Origin of the sequence: Harryflintia acetispora (genome assembly GCA_004340125.1) — a bacterium.
Lineage (GTDB): Bacteria > Bacillota > Clostridia > Oscillospirales > Ruminococcaceae > Harryflintia > Harryflintia acetispora.
Genome location: SLUK01000002.1, coordinates 339,949 through 363,930, shown reverse-complemented (window position 1 = coordinate 363,930; position 23,982 = coordinate 339,949). Strand labels below are relative to the sequence as shown.

At 61.1% G+C, this 23,982-nt stretch carries 22 protein-coding genes; 4 read left to right on the top strand and 18 right to left on the bottom strand.

Features of this window, described 5'->3' with window-relative positions; all coding sequences use genetic code 11:
* Positions 1 to 69: 69 nt before the first annotated feature.
* The 10 genes from EDD78_RS04305 to EDD78_RS04260 form a co-directional block, all read right to left on the bottom strand.
* Positions 70 to 1,035, bottom strand: a complete 966-nt coding sequence (locus EDD78_RS04305; protein WP_286168283.1) for a substrate-binding domain-containing protein — start codon at positions 1,033 to 1,035, stop codon at positions 70 to 72.
* Between the two features lie 180 nt (positions 1,036 to 1,215).
* Positions 1,216 to 1,872, bottom strand: coding sequence for a V-type ATP synthase subunit D (locus EDD78_RS04300; protein WP_117507588.1), 657 nt, complete (start codon positions 1,870 to 1,872; stop codon positions 1,216 to 1,218).
* A gap of 24 nt (positions 1,873 to 1,896) precedes the next feature.
* Complete coding sequence (locus EDD78_RS04295; protein WP_132084085.1) at positions 1,897 to 3,273, bottom strand: V-type ATP synthase subunit B; 1,377 nt, start codon at positions 3,271 to 3,273, stop codon at positions 1,897 to 1,899.
* Complete coding sequence (locus EDD78_RS04290) at positions 3,270 to 5,048, bottom strand: V-type ATP synthase subunit A (protein WP_079699224.1); 1,779 nt, start codon at positions 5,046 to 5,048, stop codon at positions 3,270 to 3,272. Before EDD78_RS04290 ends, EDD78_RS04295 begins: the two co-directional genes overlap by 4 nt.
* 41 nt (positions 5,049 to 5,089) lie before the next feature.
* Complete coding sequence (locus tag EDD78_RS04285) at positions 5,090 to 5,413, bottom strand: V-type ATP synthase subunit F (protein WP_132084084.1); 324 nt, start codon at positions 5,411 to 5,413, stop codon at positions 5,090 to 5,092.
* On the bottom strand, positions 5,406 to 6,410 hold the full coding sequence (locus EDD78_RS04280) for a V-type ATPase subunit (RefSeq protein WP_132084083.1): 1,005 nt from the start codon (positions 6,408 to 6,410) through the stop codon (positions 5,406 to 5,408). The genes EDD78_RS04285 and EDD78_RS04280 overlap by 8 nt, the downstream gene beginning before the upstream one ends.
* Before the next feature lie 17 nt (positions 6,411 to 6,427).
* Positions 6,428 to 7,024 (bottom strand): V-type ATP synthase subunit E, encoded by a 597-nt coding sequence (locus EDD78_RS04275; RefSeq protein WP_165873105.1) that lies wholly within the window; start codon positions 7,022 to 7,024, stop codon positions 6,428 to 6,430.
* A gap of 40 nt (positions 7,025 to 7,064) precedes the next feature.
* Positions 7,065 to 7,547, bottom strand: coding sequence for a V-type ATP synthase subunit K (locus EDD78_RS04270; RefSeq protein ID WP_079699228.1), 483 nt, complete (start codon positions 7,545 to 7,547; stop codon positions 7,065 to 7,067).
* The gene (locus EDD78_RS04265; RefSeq protein ID WP_132084081.1) at positions 7,548 to 9,515 is read right to left on the bottom strand and encodes a V-type ATP synthase subunit I; all 1,968 of its coding nucleotides are present in this window, start codon (positions 9,513 to 9,515) and stop codon (positions 7,548 to 7,550) included. It abuts the gene before it with no gap.
* Entirely contained in the window at positions 9,512 to 9,826 is a 315-nt protein-coding gene (locus EDD78_RS04260; RefSeq protein ID WP_165873104.1) for a hypothetical protein, read from the bottom strand. The genes EDD78_RS04265 and EDD78_RS04260 overlap by 4 nt, the downstream gene beginning before the upstream one ends.
* A gap of 359 nt (positions 9,827 to 10,185) precedes the next feature.
* On the opposite strand from EDD78_RS04260, the gene dpsA reads away from it, so the two are divergent.
* On the top strand, positions 10,186 to 11,064 hold the full coding sequence (dpsA, locus tag EDD78_RS04255) for a dipicolinate synthase subunit DpsA (RefSeq protein ID WP_079699231.1): 879 nt from the start codon (positions 10,186 to 10,188) through the stop codon (positions 11,062 to 11,064).
* 5 nt (positions 11,065 to 11,069) lie between these two features.
* Complete coding sequence (locus EDD78_RS04250) at positions 11,070 to 11,642, top strand: dipicolinate synthase subunit B (protein WP_132084079.1); 573 nt, start codon at positions 11,070 to 11,072, stop codon at positions 11,640 to 11,642.
* A gap of 104 nt (positions 11,643 to 11,746) precedes the next feature.
* Here the strand turns inward: EDD78_RS04250 and EDD78_RS04245 are convergent, their stop codons facing one another.
* From EDD78_RS04245 to EDD78_RS04235, 3 genes are all read right to left on the bottom strand, one after another.
* On the bottom strand, positions 11,747 to 12,955 hold the full coding sequence (locus tag EDD78_RS04245; RefSeq protein WP_286170713.1) for a DUF401 family protein: 1,209 nt from the start codon (positions 12,953 to 12,955) through the stop codon (positions 11,747 to 11,749).
* A gap of 103 nt (positions 12,956 to 13,058) precedes the next feature.
* Positions 13,059 to 16,019, bottom strand: a complete 2,961-nt coding sequence (locus EDD78_RS04240; protein ID WP_132084078.1) for an AAA family ATPase — start codon at positions 16,017 to 16,019, stop codon at positions 13,059 to 13,061.
* On the bottom strand, positions 16,016 to 17,161 hold the full coding sequence (locus EDD78_RS04235) for an exonuclease SbcCD subunit D (protein ID WP_165873103.1): 1,146 nt from the start codon (positions 17,159 to 17,161) through the stop codon (positions 16,016 to 16,018). Before EDD78_RS04235 ends, EDD78_RS04240 begins: the two co-directional genes overlap by 4 nt.
* A 124-nt stretch (positions 17,162 to 17,285) precedes the next feature.
* Here EDD78_RS04235 and EDD78_RS04230 point away from each other — a divergent pair, with 124 nt between their 5' ends.
* Both EDD78_RS04230 and EDD78_RS04225 read left to right on the top strand, forming a co-directional pair.
* The gene (locus tag EDD78_RS04230; RefSeq protein ID WP_132084076.1) at positions 17,286 to 18,338 is read left to right on the top strand and encodes a hypothetical protein; all 1,053 of its coding nucleotides are present in this window, start codon (positions 17,286 to 17,288) and stop codon (positions 18,336 to 18,338) included.
* A gap of 62 nt (positions 18,339 to 18,400) precedes the next feature.
* The gene (locus EDD78_RS04225) at positions 18,401 to 19,186 is read left to right on the top strand and encodes a type III pantothenate kinase (protein ID WP_079699237.1); all 786 of its coding nucleotides are present in this window, start codon (positions 18,401 to 18,403) and stop codon (positions 19,184 to 19,186) included.
* 81 nt (positions 19,187 to 19,267) lie between these two features.
* Here EDD78_RS04225 and ytvI read toward each other — a convergent pair whose 3' ends face one another.
* From ytvI to rnhA, 5 genes are all read right to left on the bottom strand, one after another.
* Positions 19,268 to 20,344: a sporulation integral membrane protein YtvI gene (gene ytvI, locus EDD78_RS04220; RefSeq protein WP_132084075.1), complete on the bottom strand. Its 1,077-nt coding sequence runs from the start codon at positions 20,342 to 20,344 to the stop codon at positions 19,268 to 19,270.
* A gap of 294 nt (positions 20,345 to 20,638) precedes the next feature.
* Positions 20,639 to 21,688 carry a tRNA 2-thiouridine(34) synthase MnmA gene (mnmA, locus tag EDD78_RS04215; protein WP_132084074.1) on the bottom strand — a complete coding sequence of 350 codons (1,050 nt, stop codon included), beginning with the start codon at positions 21,686 to 21,688 and terminating at the stop codon, positions 20,639 to 20,641.
* Positions 21,678 to 22,106, bottom strand: coding sequence for a Fe-S cluster assembly scaffold protein NifU (gene nifU, locus EDD78_RS04210; RefSeq protein WP_132084073.1), 429 nt, complete (start codon positions 22,104 to 22,106; stop codon positions 21,678 to 21,680). Before nifU ends, mnmA begins: the two co-directional genes overlap by 11 nt.
* A gap of 38 nt (positions 22,107 to 22,144) precedes the next feature.
* The gene (gene nifS, locus EDD78_RS04205; RefSeq protein ID WP_132084072.1) at positions 22,145 to 23,329 is read right to left on the bottom strand and encodes a cysteine desulfurase NifS; all 1,185 of its coding nucleotides are present in this window, start codon (positions 23,327 to 23,329) and stop codon (positions 22,145 to 22,147) included.
* 153 nt (positions 23,330 to 23,482) lie between these two features.
* Positions 23,483 to 23,926: a ribonuclease HI gene (rnhA, locus tag EDD78_RS04200; RefSeq protein WP_079699242.1), complete on the bottom strand. Its 444-nt coding sequence runs from the start codon at positions 23,924 to 23,926 to the stop codon at positions 23,483 to 23,485.
* Positions 23,927 to 23,982: the final 56 nt, after the last annotated feature.

Here is a 23,982-nt window from a genome sequence, read left to right as displayed (position 1 = left end):
AGCTTCTCCTTTTGTATCCGGATAGGACAATAAGCCGCCAAAGGCGGCCCATTGTCGTTTATGGGAGGGCTATTTCACGTCGGACCAGTCGGTGATCCCGCCGGTGTAGATTCCCTTGACATTCTCGCTGCTCAGGGCGGTGAGGGGGTTCTCGGTGTTGACCACCACCGCAATGCCGTCCAGGGCGATCTGGATACCACTCAGCTCTGCGGTTTCGGTGTCCTTGAGCTCGCGGGAAGCCATGCCGATGTCGCAGGTCCCGTCCAGAGCCGCCTGCATGCCGGCGGTGGAATCGCTCTGCTGAATCTCGATGGTGGCGGCGGAATTGATCGCAAGATATGCCTCCTTGAGCTTTTCCATCACCGGGGTGACCGAGGAGGAACCGGCGATGACCAGCTTGCCCTCGGGCTTGCTGCCGGCAAAGGGGGCGGGCTCGCCGACCTTGATGTAACCGCTCTCCTCGACGACCGCCTGTCCCTCGGCGCTGAGAATAAAGTCGATGAAATCCTTGGCAAGGCCGCTCGCCTCGCCCTTGGTGGCGATGTTGAAGGGTCTGGCCACCTTGTATGTACCGGAGGCGACGTTCTCGGCGCTGGCTTTCGCGCCGTCGATGTCCAGGGCCTTCACCGTGTCGCCCAGGGATCCCAGGGAGACGTAGCCGATCGCGTTCTTATCCGCCGCGACTCCGGTGAGCACCGCGTTGGTGGAGTTGACCTCGATCGCCTCGGGAGTGGTGGTGTCGCTCTTGTTGCCCGCGTCGTCCTTGACCTCGACGCCGAAAAGCTCGATGAAAGCGCCGCGGGTGCCGGAACCGGATTCACGGGAGATGACGGTGATCGCGCCGGACATCGCCCCGGCGTCCTCAGGGGAGGTCTCCTCACTAGAAGGATCGCTCGGCGTCTCGCTGGAGACCGGAGCCGTGGACGCGGGCGCGCCGCTCTCGGAAGCGGAGGAGGTTTCGCCGCTCCCGGAGCAGGCGGCCAGCATGGAACAAAGCAGGGAAAGGGCCAATAAGCCGGAAATCGTCTTTTTCAATTGTTTTTCCACCTTTCTTTTCATTGCAGGTCCAGTATAAGGCAGCAATGTAAAAGAGTAAGGGGACGTTTGTAAAATTGGGGTAAAAAGGATGGGAACCTTAAAAACTCCGAAACTCCCGTACACAAAAAGAAGCCCCTTCACCTGCGTTTTACGAAGGTGAAGGGGCTTCTTACAAATTCAGTTTTCCATTGCCTGGCGGGACTGTTCGACCATCATATCCTTGATCTTCATCAGTCTCGAAAGGTTTCCGCGCTCGTTTTCGTCCAGCTTCATCGAGATGTGCTTGATCGTCTCCTGCAGCATCGGGATCTGCACATACTCCAGGGCGTTGACCCGCCGGCGGGTCTTTTCGATCTCCTCGGCCAGCAGCTGGGCGCTCTTCTCCATCTGTGCGAGCTGCAGCAGATAGGGCAGCACGTCCTGCAGCGCCGCCACCGAGCTGTCGAGCTCGCCCGAGGTGAAGGCGAAGCCGTAGGAGTAGATGTCCGAAAGGTTCTCGACGTCGGTCGAGAACTCGAAGACCGGCACGTTGACGCTCATCACGTTCCTGGTCTCGACGTTGAGCTCCACGCTTTCCTTGGGGAGCATGAGCGCCTCCTCGAGCATCTCGGGGGACATGACCGCCGAAGCGACCGCGAAGCCGGAATACATCCGCATGATCTTCTGCTCGACGATCTCGCGGAATTCCTTGTTTTTGCGCACCAGCTCGAGAAACTTTTTCATCAAATCGTCCCGCTTGTCCTTGAGCAGCTTATGTCCGCGGGTGGCGGTCTTGAGGCGTTTCTTGAGGCGGGTAAGCTCCATACGGGTCGGGCTGACATTCATGGTAGCCATTGTGTGACCAATCCTCCCTTCCCGCTATTTCTCGCTCGGAAGATATTTTTCAATAAACTCCGGTTTGATCCTCTTGAGCTCGCTCCTGGGCAGGATGGAGAGCAGCTTCCAGCCGATTTCCAAGGTCTCGCCGATGTCGCGGTTGGTGTTAAAGCCCTGGGAGACGTACTGCTTTTCAAACTCGTCCGCGAACTTGGCGTACAGCTTGTCGATGTCCGAAAGCGCCGCCTCGCCCAGGATGGTCATCAGCTCCTTGGCGTCCTTGCCGCGGGCATAGGCCGAGAAGAGCTGGTTCATGGTGTTGGCGTGGTCCTCACGGGTCTTTCCGGCGCCGATGCCCTTGTCCTTGAGTCGGGACAGGGAGGGGAGCACGTCGATCGGCGGCAGCACGTTCTTGCGGTAGAGCTCGCGCGAAAGGATGATCTGCCCCTCGGTGATGTACCCGGTCAGGTCGGGGATCGGATGGGTCTTGTCGTCCTCCGGCATGGTCAAAATCGGGATCATGGTGATCGACCCCTTCGAGTCGGTCTTGCGCCCGGCGCGCTCATAGATGGACGCCAGGTCGGTGTAGAGGTAGCCGGGGTAGCCGCGCCGTCCCGGGACCTCCTTGCGCGCGGCGGAAACCTCGCGCAGCGCCTCGGCGTAGTTGGTGATGTCGGTCAGGATGACCAGCACGTGCATGTCCTTCTCGAACGCCAGGTACTCCGCGGCGGTCAGCGCCATACGCGGGGTGGAGATGCGCTCGATGGCCGGGTCGTTGGCCAGGTTTACGAACAGCACGGTGCGGTCGATCGCCCCGGTGCGCTTGAAGTCGGAGATAAAGAAGTCCGCCTCCTCGAAGGTGATGCCGATGGCGGCGAAGACGACGGCGAACTTGCTCTCGCTGCCGAGCACCTTGGCTTGTCTGGCGATCTGCGCGGCCAGCTTGGCGTGCGGCAATCCGGAGCCGGAGAAGATCGGCAGCTTCTGCCCGCGCACCAGGGTGTTGAGCCCGTCGATGGCGGTGATCCCCGTCTGGATGAACTCGTCCGGGTAGTCGCGCGCGGCCGGGTTCATCGGCACGCCGTTGATGTCGAGGCGCTTGTCCGGAATGATTTCGGGGCCGCCGTCGATCGGCTCGCCCATGCCGGAGAAGACCCGGCCGAGCATATCCTCGCTGACGGCCAGCTCCATGCTGTGCCCGAGGAAGCGCACTTTGCTGTGCTCGAGGTTGATTCCCGCCGAGGACTCGAAGAGCTGGACCAGGCAGTTGTTGCCGTTGACCTCCAGCACCTTGCAGTGGCGGATCTCGCCGCCGGGCAGCTCGATCTCGGCAAGCTCGTTGTAGGTGACGTCCTCGACGTCCTTGACCAGCATAAGGGGGCCGGCGACTTCCTGTATGGTGCGGTATTCCTTGATCATTCTGCGCTCGCCTCCTCTTTGCTCATCAGCTCGCCAAAGGAGCTGTCCATCTCGGCGACGGTGTCGCTGTAATATTGCTCGAATTCGCCTTCATGGATGTACTTGGCTCTTGCGATCCGCTCGCGCACCTCCATGGTGAAGATGTCGTTGATACCGGCGCCGCCCTCCAGCGCCTCCTTGCTCTTTTGATAGAAGAGCAGCACGAGCTTCAACATCAGGAAGCCCTTGCGCAGCGAGGTGTAGGTATCCACCTCGTCGAAGGCGTTCTGCTGCAGGTAGTCCTCGCGGATTGAGCGGGACGCCTCCAGCGTCAGGCGGTCGGGGGCGGAGAGGGAATCGTATCCGACCAGCTTGACGATCTCCTCGAGCTCGGCCTCCTCCTGTAAGAGCTTCATGGTTTCCTCGTGGAAGTTTGTCCAGCTCTCGTCGACGTTCTTGTTCATCCATTCGCCCACCACGTCGAGGTAGAGCGAGTAGCTGTCCAGCCAGCTGATGGCCGGGAAGTGCCGCTTATACGCAAGGTCGGAGTTGAGCCCCCAGAACACCTTGACGATCCGCAGCGTCGCCTGCACGACCGGGTCGGAGTTGTCGCCGCCGGCCGGGGAGACCGCGCCGATGGCGGTGAGCGTCCCCTGGCGGTCGTCCTGCCCGAGGCAGACGACCTTGCCCGCGCGCTCATAGAACTGCGCCAGGCGGCTGGTCAGATAGGCGGGGTAGCCCTCTTCGCCGGGCATCTCCTCGAGCCGCCCGGACATTTCGCGCAGCGCCTCGGCCCACCGGGATGTCGAGTCGGCCATGATGGCCACCGAGTAGCCCATGTCGCGGAAGTATTCCGCAATGGTGATCCCCGTATAGATGGACGCCTCGCGTGCCGCCACCGGCATGTCCGAGGTGTTGGCGATCAGCACGGTGCGGCACATCAGGGACTGGCCGCTCTTGGGGTCCTTGAGCTCGGGGAACTCGAGCAGCACGTCGGTCATTTCGTTGCCGCGCTCGCCGCAGCCGATGTAGACCACGATGTCGACGTCCGACCACTTGGCCAGCTGGTGCTGCACCACCGTCTTGCCGCTGCCGAAGGGGCCGGGCACCGCCGCGGTGCCGCCGCGGGCGATGGGGAAGATGGTGTCGATGACCCGCTGCCCGGTAATCATCGGAGCGTCGGGCGCGAGCTTCTCCTTGGTCGGGCGCTGGCGGCGCACCGGCCAGCGCTGGAGCATCTGGACCTCGACTTCGCTGCCGTCCGCCTTTTTGATTTTTGCGACCGGCTCGACGATGGTGTGCTCGCCCGCTTCAATCGAGACGAGTTCGCCCTCCACGCCGAAGGGGACCATGATCTTCTGGCTGATGAGCACCGTCTCCTGCACCGTGCCCAGGATGTCGCCCGCCACCAGATGGTCGCCCACCTTGGCGGTGGGGACGAACTCCCACTTCTTTTCGTGGTCCAGCGATGTGACGTCCACACCGCGGGTAATATTGGAACCGGTTTTTGCCTTGAGCACCTCCAGCGGGCGCTGGATGCCGTCGAATATATTCTGCAGCAGGCCGGGTGCCAGCTCGACCGAAAGGGGAGCGCCGGTGGAGACCACCTCGTCGCCCTTGCCTATCCCCGAAGTCTCCTCATAGACCTGGATGGAGGCCTTGTCGCCGCGCATTTCAATGATTTCTCCGATCAGCTTTTCGCGGCCGACGCGCACGACGTCGAACATGTTCGCATCGCGCATGCCTTCGGCGACGATCAGCGGACCCGAAACCTTGACTATTTTGCCTTGGCTCAATATTTTCACCTACTTTTCTGTTTGTTCATAAGCGCCGGGGGTTATTCGTCCTTAAAGAGGATATCCGCGCCGACGGCCCGCTCGACGCTGGACTTGACATTTTTGATCCCGAGCCCCAGGGTCCCGTCCTTCGAGGGGATGGGGATGATGGCGGGGATCTTCTCGTCCTTATACTTGTCCAGCACGTCGGTGATGGGGGAGAGCGCCTGCTCGGTGATGAAGATCACCCCGTATTCGTCCTTGGCCAGGCGGTCGATCAGCTGCCGGTCCGGGGCGGGCCCTTCGCTCTCATAGGTGTGAAAGCCGACCGCGCGGTAACCCAGTACGCTTTCCTTGTCGCCGATGACGGCAATCTTTTTACGCATAGGTATCCCTCAACCTTTCGCTGATATTTTTGCTTTCCACCCCGGCCTCCTTGGAGGCGAGCACGATCCGGATATCCTTGGCCTCGTTCTCCTTGCCCAGCAGGTAGCTGATGACCGGCTCGAGCCCAAAGGCGACGAGCTTTGCACCCTTGAGCAGGGAAATGATATAGTTTTCCGCTCCCTTCTCGAAGGCGGTCAGCGAGCTGCCCCGCCCGGAGAGGGTGTCGAAGAGGGGCGCGAAATGGGTGTAATACCTGGTGATGTAGAGCATGTCCCGCATGGCGTCGAACCCCTCGGCCTCGAAGGCCTCGTAGAGCCGCGCCGCGTCCAGGGTGCCCCCGTCGAGGAAAAGCCGCTGCAGCGCGGGCAGCTCCTGCTTCATCCGTTTGAGGCGCACAGCGGTGCGGATGTTTTCAATGTCGATCTGGGATTGCACCAGCTCGGTGAGGAAGGGGAAGCCGATCTCTTCTGCTTTCGCCAGCATACATTCGAGCACCGCGCGGTCGATCATAATATCCACAGTCTGGGGGTTGCCGCTCTTGGCGAGCGCCTCGCTCGCCTCGAAGGCGGCATTTGCCAGACGCTCGGGCAGCATGTCGAGCCGACGCTCCCGGAAGGCGCGCAGCAGCTCTTCCTTCGGCACCGTGCCGAGCGGGGACATCGACCTTAGCGGATCGCTGCCGAGAGATTGGGATTTGATGATCACCTTGAGGTTGTGCCCGTCGTACTTGTAGCGGAAAACCGAGAGCACCTCGCTCTCGCCGGTCAGCTCGGCCACCAGGTCGTAGGCGCCGGAAAGCATGTCGCCGATGGCCTGTTCATATTCGGCCGCCTCAAGCCGGGAGTGCAGGGAGATGTCGTTTGCGATCTTGTAGCTTTCCTCGAGGGTGGAGGCGTCCACCATCTTCTCGAGGTCGCGGCCGGTGAGCATGTTCTTTTCCAGCGCGCGCAGCCGGGCGGTGGCGTAGAGGTAATCCACGTCATGGATCTTGTTCAAATTATATCCCTCCCGCCTTAAAATCCGAGCAGCTTGATCACTTCGGGTTCAAGCTGATGGCGGCTGCCCTCACAGAGCACCTCGGCGGTGCAGTTGGTGTCGATATCCCCCTGGCGCAGGATGAGCCCGCCCTTGAAGTTGCCATGGGTTTTGGAAATCTTGATTAAGGAAATGTCGATATTTTTGATCTTATTGACCACGATCTTTTTAAGCAGGTCGGCGCCGATCTCTTCGGCGTCCCGCTCATTGAGGATGATTTCGGCGGGGCCGGTCTGGTACTTGGCGACCAATTTGGCGAGCAGCTCGACATAGTCCTCCTTGGGGAGGCCTACGAGCTCGTCTGCCGCGGTGGCAAAGACGTCGTCGATGACCGCGCGCCGCGCGCGCAGCAGCTCGTTGCGCTCACCGAGCGCCGCCTGGGACTGCGCGCGGCTGAGGATATTCTTGGCTTCCTCTTTGGCCGTGGCCACCAAGTCCGCCTTAAGGGCGTCCGCCTGGGCGTTGTAGTCGAGCAGGAGCTCTTCGACCTTTTCGTCGCTCGCCTGCTTGACCTCGCCGGCGTATCCCTTGGCATCGCTTAGGATCTTTTGAGTCAGGTTATCTAAACCGTTCAACCGGGAACACCACCTTTCTGTTTGTGTAATCTGTTTTCATTTAGAAAGGCATGTTGAAGATGAGCAGCATGGAGATCAGGAAGGCGAGGATCGCATAAGTCTCGACCAGAGCGGCCGAAACGATCGCCTTGGCGACCTGGTCGGGACGCTTGGCGACGATCGAAACGCCGGCTGCGGCGACCTTGCCCTGATGGATACCGGAAACGAGTCCCACGATGCCGACCGGCAGGCAGGCGGCGAAGACCGCGGTGCCGAGCCCCAGGTCAAGGCTGACCGCCCCGCCGAGCATGCCGGAGTTGAGCATGACGATGAAGCCGATCAGGAAGCCGTAGATGCCCTGGGTTCCGGGCAGCGCCTGGAGCACGAGCAGCTGGCCGAACTTGTCGGGGTCTTCGGTGATGACGCCGGCGGAAGCCTGGCCGACCAGACCAACGCCCTTGGCCGAGCCCATGCCGGAGAAGATGACCGCGACCGCGATCCCGAGATATGCCCAGAAGTTACCGTTCTGCAGAAAATCAAACATTTAATTGTCCTCCTTCGAATGAACCAGATTGTATTTTGTATTGGGTCTGAGGGGGAGAAACGGCTTGCCGCCGCCTTCATAGAACTTGCCGAAGAACTCCACATACTGGAGCCGCGAGGTGTGCACGTAGGAGCCCAGCGCGTTGATCGCCAGATTCAAAAGATGGCCGAACGCGAACACCACCACGAACACCAAGAATCCGATGATCCCGCTGCCGGTCATGGTCGCCAGGATATTGACCACCATGGCGATGACGCCGGTCGCAAGGCCCAAGGCCAGGATGCGGGAGTAGGAGAGGATGTCCGAAAAATAGCTGGTGATGTTATAAAGGCTCCCCAGCCCCCCGGTAATCTTGCCGAAGATCGAGGGCTTTTCCCGCCCGCCGGTGAGCAGCAGCCCCACGGCGCCGAGGATGGCCATCCACTTGCCGATTTCCGAGACGATCCCGCCGCCGGTGACCATACCGACCAGGAGCAGCCCCAGCCCGATGAGCACCAGGTACCAGAAGCCGATGTCGAAGAGAGCGTCCAGCACCTTGCCGCGCTTGATGAGCAGGTAGGCGTTGACCCCCATGCCAACGAAGATATGGATGACGCCGAAAACCATCGACATGATCAGGATGGTCATCGGTTCCTCCAGGGGATTGATCAGGGCGGGCACCACGATCTCCTTGCCAAAGAAGGTTTTGGCAAAGACGGTGATCACGTCGCCGAACCAGCCGCCGTAGATGGCGCCCCAGACGACGGTCGATATACCGCAAAGCCCGATCAGGCGGAACATCTTGTAGCCCAGCCCCTCCTTGTTGGGCATGAGGTGGGCGACGATGAACCCGGCGAGCACCAGCAGCAGCCCGTAGCCCGCGTCGGAGAGCATCATCCCGAAGAAGATGAAGAAGAAGGGCGCGATCAAGGGGTTAGGATCCACCGAGTCGGGCGCGGGCAGGCCGTACATCTCGGTGATGGCCTCGAAGGGCTCGACGAGCGAGTTGTTCTTGAAGCGCACCGGGGGCATTTCATCCGGCCCGGGCTCCTGGAATTCGTAGTAACAGGTGTAGCGCTCCAGTGCGCTCTCCACCTTTTGCTTGTCCGCCTCGGTCACCCAGCCGCTCACCAGGAAAGCCTCGGCGGTCAGCAGCAGGTTTTGCTTTGCGCGCTGCTGCGTGATGGCGGTGCCGAGCTGGTCGTAGGCCCTCTTGAGCAGTGAAGTGTCCTTCGCCTCCTCCTTGAGGGATTCGATCAGGGCGTCGTGGTTGGTCTGATAGCTTTCCAGGCGTTTGTCGATGTCCGCGATCGCCTTTTTCACCGTGCCCGTGAGCGCCGGCAGCGTGACGGCCAGGCCGTTTTTCTCTTTAAAGAGCTGCTGCACCTCGTCGAGGCCGCCCTTCTGTGCGAGCGCCGAAACATAGTGCAGATCGGCGTCGCTCGAAACGAGCTCCACCACGCAGGAGAGGGAAGCGGCCTCGCTTTTGAGCATATCGAGGTCGGTCTCCCGGGGAAGGGTGAAGAGCAGAACCTTGCACCAGCGGGTGGACAGCTTGTCCATCGGCACATCCAGGTCCGCCCAGGGCTCCAGCGCCTGCCGGGTGAAGAGGTCCTGCGACTGGAAGGACTTGACCTCCGCGATGTTGTCGACGATGCCGCGAATTCCCGAGGCGCGGGTGAGCGCCTCCCCGAGCCCTTCGAGATCGAGCAGCTCGTGCAGCGCAAGCTCATTTTTGCGGGTGAAGAGCCCCGCCTTGGGCTCGTATTCGAGCAGCACCGACAATGCGGAGGAAATCTCTGAGAGCTTGGTCTCATACTCATAGACCGACGGGTCGTCCCGTTTGGAAAGGGAATTGAGCGCCTCGTAATCCTCGATCTGCTCCGGCGAGATCATCTGCACGCAGCCCAGTCCCATCAGCCGGTCCAGGATTTCCTTTTTGTCCTCGGAAAGCGCATAGAGTATGAGCTTTTCCATTTTTAAAATCATACGCTATCTACAATCCTTTCCATCACGAACCGTGCCGCGGCGCGCATCTTTTCCTCACTGTCCCCGCGCAGCCGGCGCGCCTTTTCGGCCGCCTGCTGCTCGCTTTTTGCAAGGAGCGCTTGCGCCTCGGCTTCGGCCTGCGAGATGAGCTTTGCCGCCTCCTCGTTTCCGGCCTTGCGCGCATGCTCCAGCAGTTCCTTGCCCTGCCGCAGCGCCTCGGCCTGCGCGGCCTTCGCCTCGTTTTGCGCCGCCGTGCGTATGGACTGCGCCTGCTGCTCGGTCTCCACGATTTTATTCATGACCTCTTGCAAGAGTATCACCACCTTTACCCGAAACTGTAAATCCACAAAAAAAGGCAGAACCCAGAGAAAAGCCCACTATATCTTGTAGATTCACGCATGTTTCTATAATATAAAAAATTACCTGAATAGTCAACAAAATCTGGTAATTGTCTGTAATTTGTCAAAGAAAAATGCTCCCATCCTGTCTGGCGGGGGAAACGGGCTCAAAAAACGGGGGGCACGCACCCATATCCGGGCTGATTCATAGGATATACCAGCAGATTCCCGCGAGCGGGCCGGCGGCCCCGAAGGGGGGATTCTGCACTGCCCGCGTCGACGCGTCAAGACTTTAGCGGGATGGATCACTAGATACGATGGGGGTTACTAATATGAGGAAGGATCTTTGCTTCGCGCTCGTCGGCGGGGACCTGCGACAGAGCTGCCTGGCCAATTTGCTGGCGGGCGAGGGATATGAGGTTTATGCGCTCGGATTCGACGACTGCGTGGAGCTGACCGATGAGGTTTGCTGCACCGCCGACCTGGCGGGTACGCTGGCAAAATGCGACGTCGCGATCTTCCCGCTGCCGCTGACGGTGGACGGCACGGCGGTCAACGCGCCCTTCGCCAAGGAGCCTCCGGCGCTTAAGGCCTGCCTGCGCGCTTTAAACAAGAAGGCGCTGCTGCTGGGCGGCATGGCAAGCGAAGATGTGTGTGCGCTCGCACGGGAATACGGTTTTGCGGTGCTGGACTATTACCAGCGCGAGGAGATGATCGTGCGCAACTGCGTGCCGACCGCCGAGGGGGCGCTTTGCATCGCCATGCAGGAGACGGCCAAGACCATCTTCGGCTCGAAGTGCCTCGTCACCGGCTTCGGTAGGGTATCCAGGGCGATGACGGCTCTGCTGCTAGCCTGCGGGGCAAAGGTGAGCGTCGCCGCCAGAAAGCAGGGGGACCTGGCCTGGATCAAGCTGATGGGCGCCGAACCGGTGCCGATGGCGAAGCTCAAAGAAGCCGCAGCCAGCCAGGAGATCATCTTCAACACCGTCCCCGTCAAGCTCTTTAACGAGGAAGTGCTGTGTGCTCTACATAAGGATTGCCTGCTGATCGACCTGGCCTCCAAGCCGGGCGGGGTGGACCTGGATGCGGCGCGGCATCTCGGGATTCGGGTAATCTGGGCGCTCTCCCTCCCGGGCAAGGTCGCGCCGATCAGCGCGGCACAGATCATCAAGGATACGGTATTTAATATTTTGGAGGAAAGAGGTGCCTGAATTTCATGGATCGCATAAGGCTCGGCTTCGCAATGACCGGGTCGTTTTGCACGTTTGGCAAAACGGTCCCCCAGATCGAGGCGGTCAAAGACCTCGGCTACGACGTGTTTCCCATCATGTCGGCGATGTCCTATGAAACGGATACGCGCTTTGGCAAGGCGCAGGATTTTATCGACAGGATCGAGGAAATCTGCGGACATAAGATCATCCATACCATCAAGGAAGCGGAGCCCATCGGCCCCAAGGCCCTGCTCGACATTCTGGTGGTCGCCCCCTGCACCGGCAATACGCTGGGCAAGCTCGCGAACGGGATCACCGACAGCTCGGTGACCATGGCGGTCAAGGCCCATCTGCGCAACCAGCGTCCGGTGGTGCTGGCGGTGTCGACCAATGACGCCCTCGGCGCGTCCGCCAAGAACATCGGCGTGCTGCTCAATCAGAAGAACATCTACTTCGTGCCCATGCGCCAGGACGACCCGCTCAAGAAGCCGCAGTCCATCGTCGCGGATTTCGGCCAGATTCCCCAGGCGCTGGAGTGCGCGCTCAAGGGACTGCAGCTGCAGCCCGTTATTTTTTAACCCCCTTTTTGCTATCTTGCACAAAAGGGAAGCAGGTCAAACACAAAACCCTTAAGAATGGGCCCGCTGCGGAGTATCCGCAGCGGGCCCATTTTTATGTAATTTTAAATCACCATGGTCAAGACCAGGTAGTAGCCCACCATCAGTACGCTGAACAGCAGCACCATTGGAAGCGTCTTGCGCACCAGCTCCCCCAGGGTGATGTGGAAGTATTCCGCTGCGACCACCAGACAGACGTGGGTGGGGGAGATCAGGTTTGCCGCGTGGCACATGCACATCAGCAGAACCATCAGCGGCATGCCGCCGGGGATCGCGGCGAAGGCCAGCGGCGTGCCCAGCGCGATGATCCCATTGGTGCCGCTGATGATCCCGCCCAGGAAGAAGAGCAGCGCGAAGACCAGATAAGGCGGGATCGGCAGGCGGGACAGCGTGTCGGGGAGCAATTGCAGCACTCCGCTGTAGGCGATGTATTCCTTGAGCACCAGCACCAGGAAGGTATTGAGCAGCAGATTCTTTTCGATCGCGCTGCGAAACATAGGCAGCAGCTCCCTCATGCGGAAGCGGTAGACGAGGGCGCAGGCAGCGATCACGATCAACACGGAGAGGACGACGGAGAGCTTAAAAGCCAGGATCAGGACGAGGATCAGCAACAGCGACCACAGGTGCCGCACGAGGTTCAGCGCATCCCGCAGCCGGTTTTCGCTGCGGGGGGTTCCGGGGTCACGGGGCAGCCGGCGCAGGCAATAGAAGTATCCGAGCAACGCCAGCACCGCGACCGGGACGATCATGCCGAGCATGAACGTCGGCAGCGGGACCCCGGAGAGATTGGCCATCAGCAGCACGCCGGAATAGGTCGGCAGGGTGCTCTCCGGGATATGGCGGAACCAGCTGGCCGTGAACGCCTGCTCTTTGGGGCTTAGGTAGTCGTTGGTGGAGTCCTTGACGATGTCCCCGCACAGGATCATGGCGGCCGAGGAGGGCAGAAGCCCGATGAACAGCGGCGCGCCCGCCGCGTTGGCCCGGCGGTTGTGGAGCAGGCCATTGAGGTCCTGCTGAGCCAGCTTGATCTGGCTGCGCGCCTCCAGCATGCGCTGCAGGTAGGTGATCAGGTAGAGCGAGACCAGGACCGAGAGGGAATCCCAGTCGGCGAATACCTTCGCCGTCTGCCGCAGCAAGGCGGCCGGGGGAATCCGGTAGAGCAGCGCGGCGGCCAGTAGCCCACCCAGGATCGCCTGGTAAAGCGGACGGCGAAAGCCGAGCAGCAGGACGATCACAAGAAAAACGATCCCCAGGTAGACGATTTCTATCGGCATAAGTTTCCCCGCTCCATTCTTACATGCGTTCTTGATAGGAAAGCATAGAGAAGAAAACGCCCGCTGTCAATACTTATAAATTTGATAGCCCGCCGGGAAGGAGTCAGGAAAGGATTTTCAGCGTGGACCCCTGTGGGGAGGGGATGACCGAGATCTTTTGGGCAATCATGGTCTGCAGCTCGGGAACATGGGAGATGATCCCCACCAGCCGCCCGCCCTCGCGCAGGGAGAGCAGGGCCTCCATCGCGCTTTCCAGCGACTGCGCATCGAGGGTGCCGAACCCTTCGTCAATAAAGATGGTGCTGATGTTCACCCGCCCGTTGTAGTGGGAGACCACGTCCGCGAGCCCCAGCGCCAGCGCCAGCGAGGCCTTGAAGCTCTCGCCCCCCGAGAGGGTGCCCACCGCCCGCAGCTTGCCGGTGTAGGCGTCGAGGATGTCGATCTGAAGCCCGGTGTTCGAAATATAGCTCGAGCGGCCCTCCCGCCGCCGGAAGGCATACCGGTCGGCGGTCATCTGCCGCAGGCGCAGGTTTGCCACCGACAGGATGTCATCGAAGTACCGCCCAAGGACATACCGCTCGAAGGTCAGCTTTTGAGGGTTGTTGCCGCTGGCCAGGGCGCCCAGCGCGCCCGCATCGAGATACTGCGCATCCAGCCTGCCGCTGCTGCCGGCGATCCGGACGATTTCTTCGCGTCCCGCCCGGTTGAGCGAGAGGCGGGAGAGGAGCCGGTCCCGCTCGCCGGCTTGCTCCTGCTGCTGGGCGCGCAGCGCTCCCGCCGCCTCCTGCAGCGCGGCAAGGTCGGGCGGCGTTTTCCCCTCCAGCTGGTCGCAGAGCAGCCGGTATTGCGCCGCCGTCTCGTCGCGCTGACGCTGGCTAGATTGCAGGGAGGCGCGCAGCGCGTCGAGCTCGCCCCGCCGCGCAAGGCAGCGGGCGTGCTCCTCCTCGCCTGAGAAGCCGTTCTGCTCCAGCGCCGAGTGATACCGCTCCCGGCAGGCGGCCTCCTCCTTCTGCAGCGTTTCGAGCTGGGCCGAAAGCGAATCCAGCAGCTCCCCGAGGCTCTTCTTCTGGCTTCCAAGCTCGAGATACCGCTTGGTAATGGCCTGTGCCTCCTCGCGCAGCGCGGTCGCTTCGACTGTGAGCGCGGCGATCTGCCGCTGCGCCTCCTCCTTCGAAAGGGGAACGGAGAGCCGGGCTTCGAGCTCCTGCACCTCCCCGCGTGCTGTTTCGAGTCGGGCGGCGAGCCCGGAGCGCTCTTTTGTGAGCTCTTCGCGGCGGCGGGACAGGGCTTCCCGGTCGCGACAGGCGGAGCCGTCCAGCTTGCCGGGATCGAAGAGGGCCGCGATGGAAGCAGCCAGAACCTCCTGCTCGCGCTGTAGCGCGGCGGCGGATTCCTCAAGGGATTGTTCTTTCTGCTCGAGCGGCAGGAGGCTCATCGGATCCTGTGCTTCTTCTCCACCAAGGCCCGCCAGCCCCGCCTGCAGCGCGACCTGCGCCTCCTTGGCGGCGGAGAGGGATTCCTCCCGTCGCAGGCGCAGCAGCTCCAGGGCCTCCTGGCTCACGTCCGTCTGCGCCGCCGGGGCGGGGGCGGGATGTGAGAGCGAACCGCAGACCGGGCAGGGAGAACCGGGGAGAAGGGTGGCGGCGAGCAGCCCGGTCTGGGAATCGAGGAAAGCCTCATAACCCATTTTATATTCCCGGTCCGCATGGGCGAAGCGCTCCTTCGCGGACTGGTATTTCTTCTGCGCCTCCCGCAGACTGAGGCATAGCTCCTGCCCACGGACGATGGCCGCCTTTGCCTCGTCCAGCTCGCACCGGTGCAGCAGGAGCTCCAACAGCTCTCGGCGCCGGTCAGCCTCTTTTAACCGGCCCTCCAGCTGCGCGCAGGAGAGGTGCAAGGCATCGAGGCGCTCCAGCCCGGAGAGCCGCTCTTGCAGCGTGAGGCGGCGCTCTTCACATTCCTGCTGCCGTGCGCGCAGCGTTTCGAGCTGCCCGTATTGCAGCTCTGCTTCCTGAAAGGCAGGGGAGAGCCCTTGCAGCTGCCCGGCATACTCTTCCCTGGAGCGGCGCGCCTTTTCCAGCTGCACCGCCGTCTGCTCACAGGCCACCCGCTCCCCGGCGATGGCCACGGCCCGCTGCAGCCGGGAAAGCTCTTGGTGTGCCTTCTTTAGCCGGGGCTCCTCAGACAAAAACTCCTGCATTTTTTGCTCCAGTTCGCCGCGCCGCGAAAACCGCTCGCAGAGCTCCCGGGCGCCCGGCAGGTCGAGCGCCGCCAGCCGGGCCGCGAGGGAGCCGAGCCTTTCATCGCACCCGGCGAGGAGCCCTTCGTCCGCTTCGATCTGACGTTCCAGCAGCTCTAAAAGCCGCCCCGCATCGGGGAATTCCTGTGCGCACGCCTCCTGCAACGCGGGGTTGTTTTCGCAGGAGAGGGAGCGTGCCACGCTTTGCAGCAGGCGCAGGTTGTCCTCCTGCCGGCGGCGGATGTCCAGCGCATACTCGCGCAGCCGCTCGGTGAAGCGGTAGAGGCACTCGGTGGAGAAGACCCGGCGCAGGATTTTTTCCTTGTCCTTGCTGTCTGAAGAAAGCAGCCGCATAAAATCGCCCTGCGCGAGCATGACGATCTGGCGGAACTGCTCCCGGTCGATCCCCAGCACCTCGACGAGGCGTTCGTTGACGTTTTGGTTGCCGGTGAGCACTTCCTTTTGATCGATCGTCAGCTCGGCGCTTTCCGGCACCAGGCGCAGCCCCTTGATCCGCTTGGAGTAGCGGCTTTGCTTGGGCGCGCGGTGGACCTCGTACTCGTGGCCGCCGGCCTCGAAGCGGTAGCGCACGTAGCAGGTCTCCTCGTCCGGGCTGTATTGGCTTTTGAGCGAAAGGCTCTCACGCCCGTCGCCGCTGGGCACGCCGTAGAGCGCGAAGGAGATCGCGTCAAAGATGGTGGTCTTGCCCGCGCCGGTCGGGCCGCTCAGCAGGAAAACGCCGTCCTGCTCGAAGCGGGAAAAGTCGATTTCCTCCTTTTGGGCGAAGGGGCCGAAGGCGTTTAACTCGAGATATTTCGGCTTCACGGCTGCACCTCGCTTTCCTTTAAGAGCCTTTCAATGAGCCCGGCGCGCCCGGGGGAAAGCTCCTCCCCGGTGATCTGCCGGTAAAACTCCCCGAAAAGCTCCTCCACCGGACGCTGCGAGAGGTCCTCGCCCAGGTGCACGGGCTGCCCGTTTTCCTGGCCCGGGGTAATAAAGCTCAGCCCCAGAATATTCGGGAAGACGGCGCGCAGCTTCTGCATGGCGAAGAGGATCGCCCCGTCCCCCAAAATGTTGGCGTAGACGTAGTCCCCACAGCTGCTGTCCATTTGATTTGCGGGGTTTGCCAGCTCCTCGAAGGGGCCGGCGATGGTGCGCACATCCCGCAGCGGCTCGAAGGCATGGGTGGAAATATCGACTTTGCCGTTTTCAATCTCCAGCAGTGTGACGGACTTCCTATGCAGACTTTCCGAGAGGGAATACTTGAGCGGCGAGCCGCTGTAGCGCGCATTTTCTCCGGCCTTCTGCGGCGCGTGCAGATGGCCCAGCGCGGCGTAGTCGAAGCCGGAGGCCAGCGTGATATCCATGATGTCCGCCATGCCGATCGAGAGCTCGGAGCTCGAAAAGACCATGTCCTCCCGTTCCCGCCCGAGGGAGGAAAAGAAGCCGTGCGCCATCAGGATGTTGGTGCGGCTCCGATCGAGCAGCGGGAGGTTTCGCTCCATCAGCGCGGCGAAGGCGTCGTTGAAGGTGGAGATACCGTCGTCCTCGAGCAGAAGCCGCACCTGGGCGGGATAAAAATAGGGGAGCAGGTGGATGTCCACGCCGCCGGGCAGCTCGGCGCGCTCCAGCCGCGCGGCGGGAGTCCCGGCGATGGTCAGCCCCGCGCCCTTTAAGAGCCGGCTGCCGAAGGAGAGGCGCTGCGGGCTGTCGTGGTTCCCGGCGATCATGATGACCGGGATGCCGTGGCGAAGCACCAGCCGCTCGAGCACGCCGTCCAGCAGCTCGACGGCCTGGGCGCTGGGCACCGCGCGGTTGTAAATATCGCCGGCGACCAGGATGGCGTCCGCCTTTATTTCGAGGGCATAGTCGGCCAGTTGTTTCAAAAAATGTGCTTGGTCCTCGAGCAGGCTGTAGTCGAACAGCGTGCGCCCGATGTGCCAGTCCGAGGTGTGAATCAGTTTCATAGGTACGCTCCGTTTCATTTACTATCCTTATCATACCGCACTTGCCCCCCTGCGTAAAGCGGGAATGAATAGCTGCCGCCATGCGCTCCCATACTAAACGTTAGAAATTTTGGGAGGCGGGAGCTTGAAACTGAAAACACCGGTGATGATGAAGACGCTGGGCCTGACCTTGCATATGGCCCTGTTTTTATATCTCTGCGCCCCGGCCGTCGGCGGGGTGCTTTCAAAGGCGCTGCTGCCCGCCATACTGCTGCTGGGGGGCGCGGTGGTGCTGAGCTTCGCCACCCGCTTCAACCATGACCTGCGCCGGATCAAGGGCTTCCTGCTCGACCGGCTCTCGGGCGCCGGGGCGCTCGCGGCGCTGCTGCTTCTTTATATCTTCTGGGACTTCTGCAACCTGAGCTATTCCCCCATCAAGGCGCAGACCCTATCCGGCGTGCAAACGGTGCTCTATGCGCTCGTGCTTTGGGCGGGCATTTTGCTCTACGCCGTCAATCTGGAGCGGCTGGACAACCTGCTGATGAACATCACCCTCTGCGGGCTTTTCCTCGCCGGCTGCGCGCTTAGCGGGGTGGCGCTGCCCGATTACAAAGTGGCCTACCAGGTGATCGTCGCGGGTTTTGCGACCGGCAGCTTTTTCTTTCTCAGCGCGCAGTATAACAACCTTTTCAAGGGCACCGTGCTCACCGGGCTATGCGCGCTGACCGCCCCCGCGCTCTACCAAACGCTCGAGCGGCTGCTGCCCTCGGCCCTGGTCTTCGGGGTGCTGGGCGAGCAGCGTCAGGGACTTATTTCGGGCGCCGCCGGGCAGCTGCGCCAGTTCGCCCCGGCCGAGATGCTCCTCGGGCGGGGGAGCGGCTACGACATCACTTTGAGCCACTCGGCCGGCGTCTGCAACTTTTTGCTTGCCGACCTGCTCAACGGGGGCGTGGTGCGCTTCGCGCTGGCGCTGGCCGTTTGGCTTTGCGTGGGCTACTGCGCGCTCATGCTGCTGACCTTCCAGCGGACCCTGCCGTTGCTCTACCTGGTGGTGCTGGGGATGGTGCTGATCGATGCGCTCTTCTTCTCCAAGACCGGCTTTCTTTACAATCCTCTCTTTTTGCTGTTCTGCGCTTTGATCATCACCGAGCACACCCTCATCAAAAAGGGACAGCTCCGCTTTCAGGCGCAGTTTTAAGATTGACGGGCAGGGTGAAATGGACTACAATAGAGGAAACTTTCGCCAAAGGAGCTTCCATTATGCTGCTCGCCATCGACATCGGAAACACCAACATCGAGTTCGGCGTCTATGAAGAGACGGGGATCCGCGCGCGCTTCCGGCTGGGGACCAACCGGGAGATCACCTCGGACGAGATCGGACTGTTCATGATGCAGTTCTTCTCGATCAACGGGATCGACAAGGCGCAGATCGAGGACATCATCATCACCACGGTGGTGCCGCAGGTGATGTATTCGCTGAGCAACGCGATGAAAAAGTACATCGGCCTGACTCCGCTGGTGATCGGGGAGAACATCCGCTGCGAGATCGAAAACCGTTACGACAATCCCAAGGAGGTCGGGGCCGACCGGCTGGTCAACTCTCTGGCCGCCTTCGAGCGCTACGGCGGGCCGCTGATCATTGTGGATTTCGGCACCGCGACCACCTTCGACGTGGTCTCAAAGGACGGGGCCTATCTCGGCGGGTCGATCTATCCGGGCGTGAAAATCTCGGTGGAGGCGCTCTTTGAAAAGACCGCCAAGCTCCCGCGGGTGGAGCTAGTGAAGCGGGAGAGCGCCATTGGGAAGAATACCATCGGCAGCGTGCAGTCCGGCGTGATGTTCGGCTACGTCGGCGCGGTATTGCATATCGTCGCCCAGATTGAGCGCGAGCTGGGGGAGAAGGCAAGGGTGATCGGCACCGGAGGACTGGCCAACATGATCGGGGAGCAGCAGCCGGGGATTTTTTACGCCATCGACCGCACCTTGACCCTCGACGGGCTCAAGCTGATCTACGACCGGTACAAAAAGAGCTGTAAAGGCAAATAGCTTTATAGGATAAAAGCGGTGAAACCAAAGGGTAGACTCCTCTTTCTTCGGAGTGTTCCCGGAAATGGCTTCACCGCTTTTTTAGTGATAGAACTGTACCTTCCCGCTGTCGTTGAGATACTTGATCAGGATGACCGTCAGGGGTGCGAGGATCAGCCCGAGGAAGCCGAAGAGCCGCAATCCGCAGTACATGGCCGCGATGGTGACGATGGGGTGCAGCCCGATCTGGTTGCCCACGATCTTGGGCTCGATAAACTGCCGCACCAGAGTCACCACCCCCAACAGCACCAGAAGCCCGGCGCCCAGGAAGTAGTTTCCCCGCGAGAGCTCGATGATGGCCCAGGGGATCAAAATCCCCCCCGTGCCGATCAAAGGCAGAATGTCCAGCAGCGCGATAATCCCGGCGATGGCGATGTACAGCTCCACCCCCAAAGCCCACAGCCCGATCGCCAGCTCCACCATGGTGATGGCCATGATGATGACATAGGCCTTGAGCATGCGCAGCAGCGACCCGAAGAGGAAGTCCTTCGCATCCAGCACCATATGCCGGTAACGCATGGGCAGCTGGCGCAGCAGGAAGCTGGAGACCTTGTTATAGTCCGCCGAGATCAGGATGGAGGAGATCACGGTGAAGATCAGGGTGGTCAGGAACATCGGCAGCCCCTTGATGGCCGAGGTGACCCAGCCGACCGCCGCGGCAGACAGGTCGGCTACCGTATTTTTGAGGGTGTCCATCAGCATGCCGGACAGGGATTCGAGGTGGGTGGCGGCACTCGGCGTGAGCCAGCCCAAAAGGTCGTAGACCAGGGCGTTGAGCTGGTCCAGCGCCGGCTCCAGCCCTTCGGAATAGAGCTCGGGCAGACTGCCCAGAAGGCGGCCCAGCTGGGAGAAGAGCACCGCGAAGAGGGTCAGCGCGATGGTGGTGATCGCCAGGTAGAAAAGGGTGATCACCAGCAACGCGACCGGCTTTCGCCGGAAGGTGGTGTTGCGGGTGATGAAGGTGGTGATCGGCTTGAGCAAAAAGGCGATCAGAAACCCGATCACGAAGGGGAGGGTGCAGGGCACCACAAAGCGCAGCACCACCAGGACCACCGCGACGATCAGTCCAACGAACAGAACGTTGACGATAAATGCTACCCGTTTTTCAAATTCTGGCATCCGGTTCCCTCCCCGCCAAGATAATCTAATAGAGGATACCCAAAATTTTTGCCGGATATTCCAAAAATGGGATTCACAAGGGCCAAAGGCGCCGTCGGCGCCATAGCCCTCTGTGTAGAGGTTTGGAGGCAAAGCCCCAAGGTCTTTTAGCGTTCATAATGAGGGAAACCGCGCGCAGCGCGAGGGGGAAAACCCCGAGATGGGTTTTCCCCGCCTTTTATGAGGGGTTTCATAATATCACTATTTTGTTATAAAACGGCTCCCGTGCCCAAAAGGGCACGGGAGCCGTTTCGTTTACTCCGCTGTTTCGATGAATCCGCCGCCGCAGACGACGTCTCCCTGGTAGAGCACGCAGGACTGTCCCGGCGCGGGAGCGCGCTGCGGTTCGCGCAGAAGCACCTCGGCGCGCCCGTTTCCGAGCGGGGAGACCGCCGCCGCCGCAGGCCGCGCCTGGGAGCGGATCTTTGCTTCAAGCTCCATTGCCCTTGGCAGCTCGTCAAAGGGCTGCCAGACGCAGTCGCGCAGGACCAGGCGGGAGAAAAATTCCTGTCCCGCCTCGGCTAAGTAGATGTTGCCGGTTTGCGGATCGATTTGCCGGATGAAGACCGGGCGGCCAAGCGCGATTCCAAGGCCCTTGCGCTGGCCGACGGTGTAGTGGATGATCCCTTTATGTTTTCCGCAGGGCATCCCTTCGGGGGAGATGTAGTCCCCCTGTACGCTTTGACCGTAGTGCTCCTCGATATACCGGGGATAATCTCCATCTGGGATAAAACAGATTTCCTGGCTGTCCGGTGCGTCGGCGCAGGGGAGCGCGAGCTCCCGCGCGAAGGCGCGCACCTCGTCTTTGCTCATCCGCGCGAGGGGGAGCAGCAGATGCTGCAGCTGCCGTTGGTCCAGCCGGTAAAGCATGTAGGACTGGTCCCGCGGGAGGAATTTTGCCTTCTTGACCATGTAGCGTCCATCCTGCTCCACGACATCGGCATAGTGCCCGGTCGCGGTGTAGCGAAGCCCGAGCTCGTCCGCCTTCTCGGTGATGGCCCGAAATTTTACCAGCGGGTTGCAGACCACGCAGGGATTGGGGGTCTCGCCGCCAAGGTAGCTCTTTGCAAAATAGGAGATGACCTGCTGGGTGAACGCCTGGTGGCACTCGATCACATGCAGCGGGATGTCGAGCAGCTTTGCCGTCTGCCGCGCCGCCTCGACGGCCGGGCGGTGGGCGGGGGAAAACTCGCAGACCACCGCTTCTACATGGAGCCCTTGTTCTTTCAGCAGATGGGCGCATACCGAGGAATCCACCCCGCCCGAGAGGGCGAGCAGGACACCTTCTCCGCTTTTAGAGGTCATGGCAGGCTTCGCACTCACCGATGTTGCCGACGATCGGCTCGGGGTCGATGCCCTGTTTTTTATAATAGTCGCTGAGCGCCGCCTTGATGGCCTGCTCAGCGAGGACCGAGCAGTGGATCTTGGAGGTGGGCAGCCCGTCAAGCGCCTCGACCACAGCCTTGTTGGTCAGCGAGAGCGCCTCCTCAATGGTGTGACCCTTGACCATTTCGGTCGCCATCGAGCTGGTCGCGATCGCCGCGCCGCAGCCGAAGGTCTTGAATTTGACGTCCTCGATGACGCCGCCGTTAATCTTGAGATACATTTTCATGATGTCGCCGCACTTGGCGTTGCCGACCTCGCCCACACCGTCCGCATCGGGGATTTCGCCGACATTGCGGGGATTGGAGAAGTGGTCCAGAACCTTATCAGAATATAACATGGAATATCAAACCTTTCTATTTCAGTGATACTGTATCTTTATTTTTCCGCCGCCTTGATCCGCTCCCAGAGGGGGGACATGGCCCGCAGCCGGCTGATAACCGGCGGAATCTTCTCGAGGATGTAATCGACGTCCTCCCCGCTGGTATCCTCCGAGATGGACAGGCGCAGCGAGCCGTGCGCGACCTCGTGGGTGAGCCCAATCGAGAGGAGCACATGGCTCGGATCGAGCGAACCAGAGGTACAGGCCGAACCGGAGGAGGCGCAGATTCCCTCGTTGTCCAGCGAGAGGAGCAGGCTCTCGCCCTCGACCCCCTCGAAGGAGATGTTCACATTGCCGCAAAGCCGCTGCACAGGATCGCCGTTGAGGCGGGTGTGCTCGATTTTCAGGATGTTCCCGATCAGCTTATCGCGCAGCTTCGATACCCTGGCCACCTTCTTCGGGATGTCGGCGGTGGCAAGCTCGATCGCCCGCCCGAGGGCCACAATGCCGGCCACGTTCTCAGTGCCGGCGCGGTGAGCGCCCTCCTGACCGCCGCCGTCGATCAGGTTTTTGGGGATCATGCTCCGCCGGCAGAAGAGCGCACCCACGCCCTTGGGGGCGTGGATCTTGTGCCCCGAGAGGGAGAGCATGTCGATGTTCATCTCGTTTACGTCGATTTCGACGTTGCCGATCGCCTGCACCGCGTCGGTGTGGAAGATGACCCCCGCCTCATGGCAGATTTTCCCGATCTCGGCGATTGGCTGGATGGTGCCGATCTCGTTGTTGGCGAACATGATCGAAACGATCGCGGTGTCCTCCCGGATGGCCGCTTTGACCTTCTGCGGGTCGATCAGGCCCTGTTCGTCCACCTCGACGAGGGTATAGTCGTAGCCGCAGTTTTGGACGGTGTGCAGCAGGGCATGGTGCTCAAAAACCGAGGTGACGACGTGGCGCTTGCCCTTGGGGGCGAGGCGCGCCAGCGTCCCTTTAATGGCCCAGTTGTCCGATTCGGAGCCGCAGGAGGTGAAGAAAATTTCACCCGGCTTCGCGCCGATCGCCTTGGCGACCTTGGCGCGCGCCTCCTCGATGGCAAAGCCGGAATTCCGCCCGAGGGCATAGATGCTCGACGGGTTCCCGTATTCGGTGGTCAGGTAGGGCATCATCGCGTCGAGCACATCCGCGCTGATCCGGGTGGTCGCCGCGTTATCCGCGTAGATGAATCGTTTTTCAGAAGAACTCATATTGATAACCATTCCTTTCAGCGTTTGGAATTGTGGCTTCCAAACCTATGACCTCCATCGTCGCCCCGGGGAATCCCCCGGGACAGCGTGATCTTTTATTTTCCTCTTTATTATATACTTATTTGGTCTAATTTCAATAGTTTGTGAAAATATTTACGGTTTTGCCATATTTGCCGCGCGCACCGCCAGCTCGTCGCACCGCTCGTTTTGCGGATGCCCGGCGTGCCCCTTGATCCAGACATATTTCATTTCGTGCCGCGCGGTGAGATTGAGCAGCTCCTCCCACAGGTCGGGGTTGAGGGCGGGATCCTTCTTGTTGCGCATCCAGCCGTTCGTCCTCCAGCGTTTGGCCCAGCCCAGCGAGAGGGCGTCGAGCACATATTTGCTGTCGCTGATGAGCGTCACCTGGCAGGGCTCCTTGAGCGCGCGCAGCCCCATAATCACCGCCGTCATCTCCATGCGGTTGTTGGTGGTCTCGCGCTCGCCGCCGCTCAGCTCCTTTTGCTGGCCCTTATATTCCAATATGGCCCCCCAGCCGCCCGCGCCGGGATTGCCCGAGCAGGCGCCGTCGGTGTAAAGCGTGACTTCCTTTTGCATGCTGTCTCCTTTGCCGGGTGCGGCCCGGTCAACGACTCGAATATAAATATGAACAG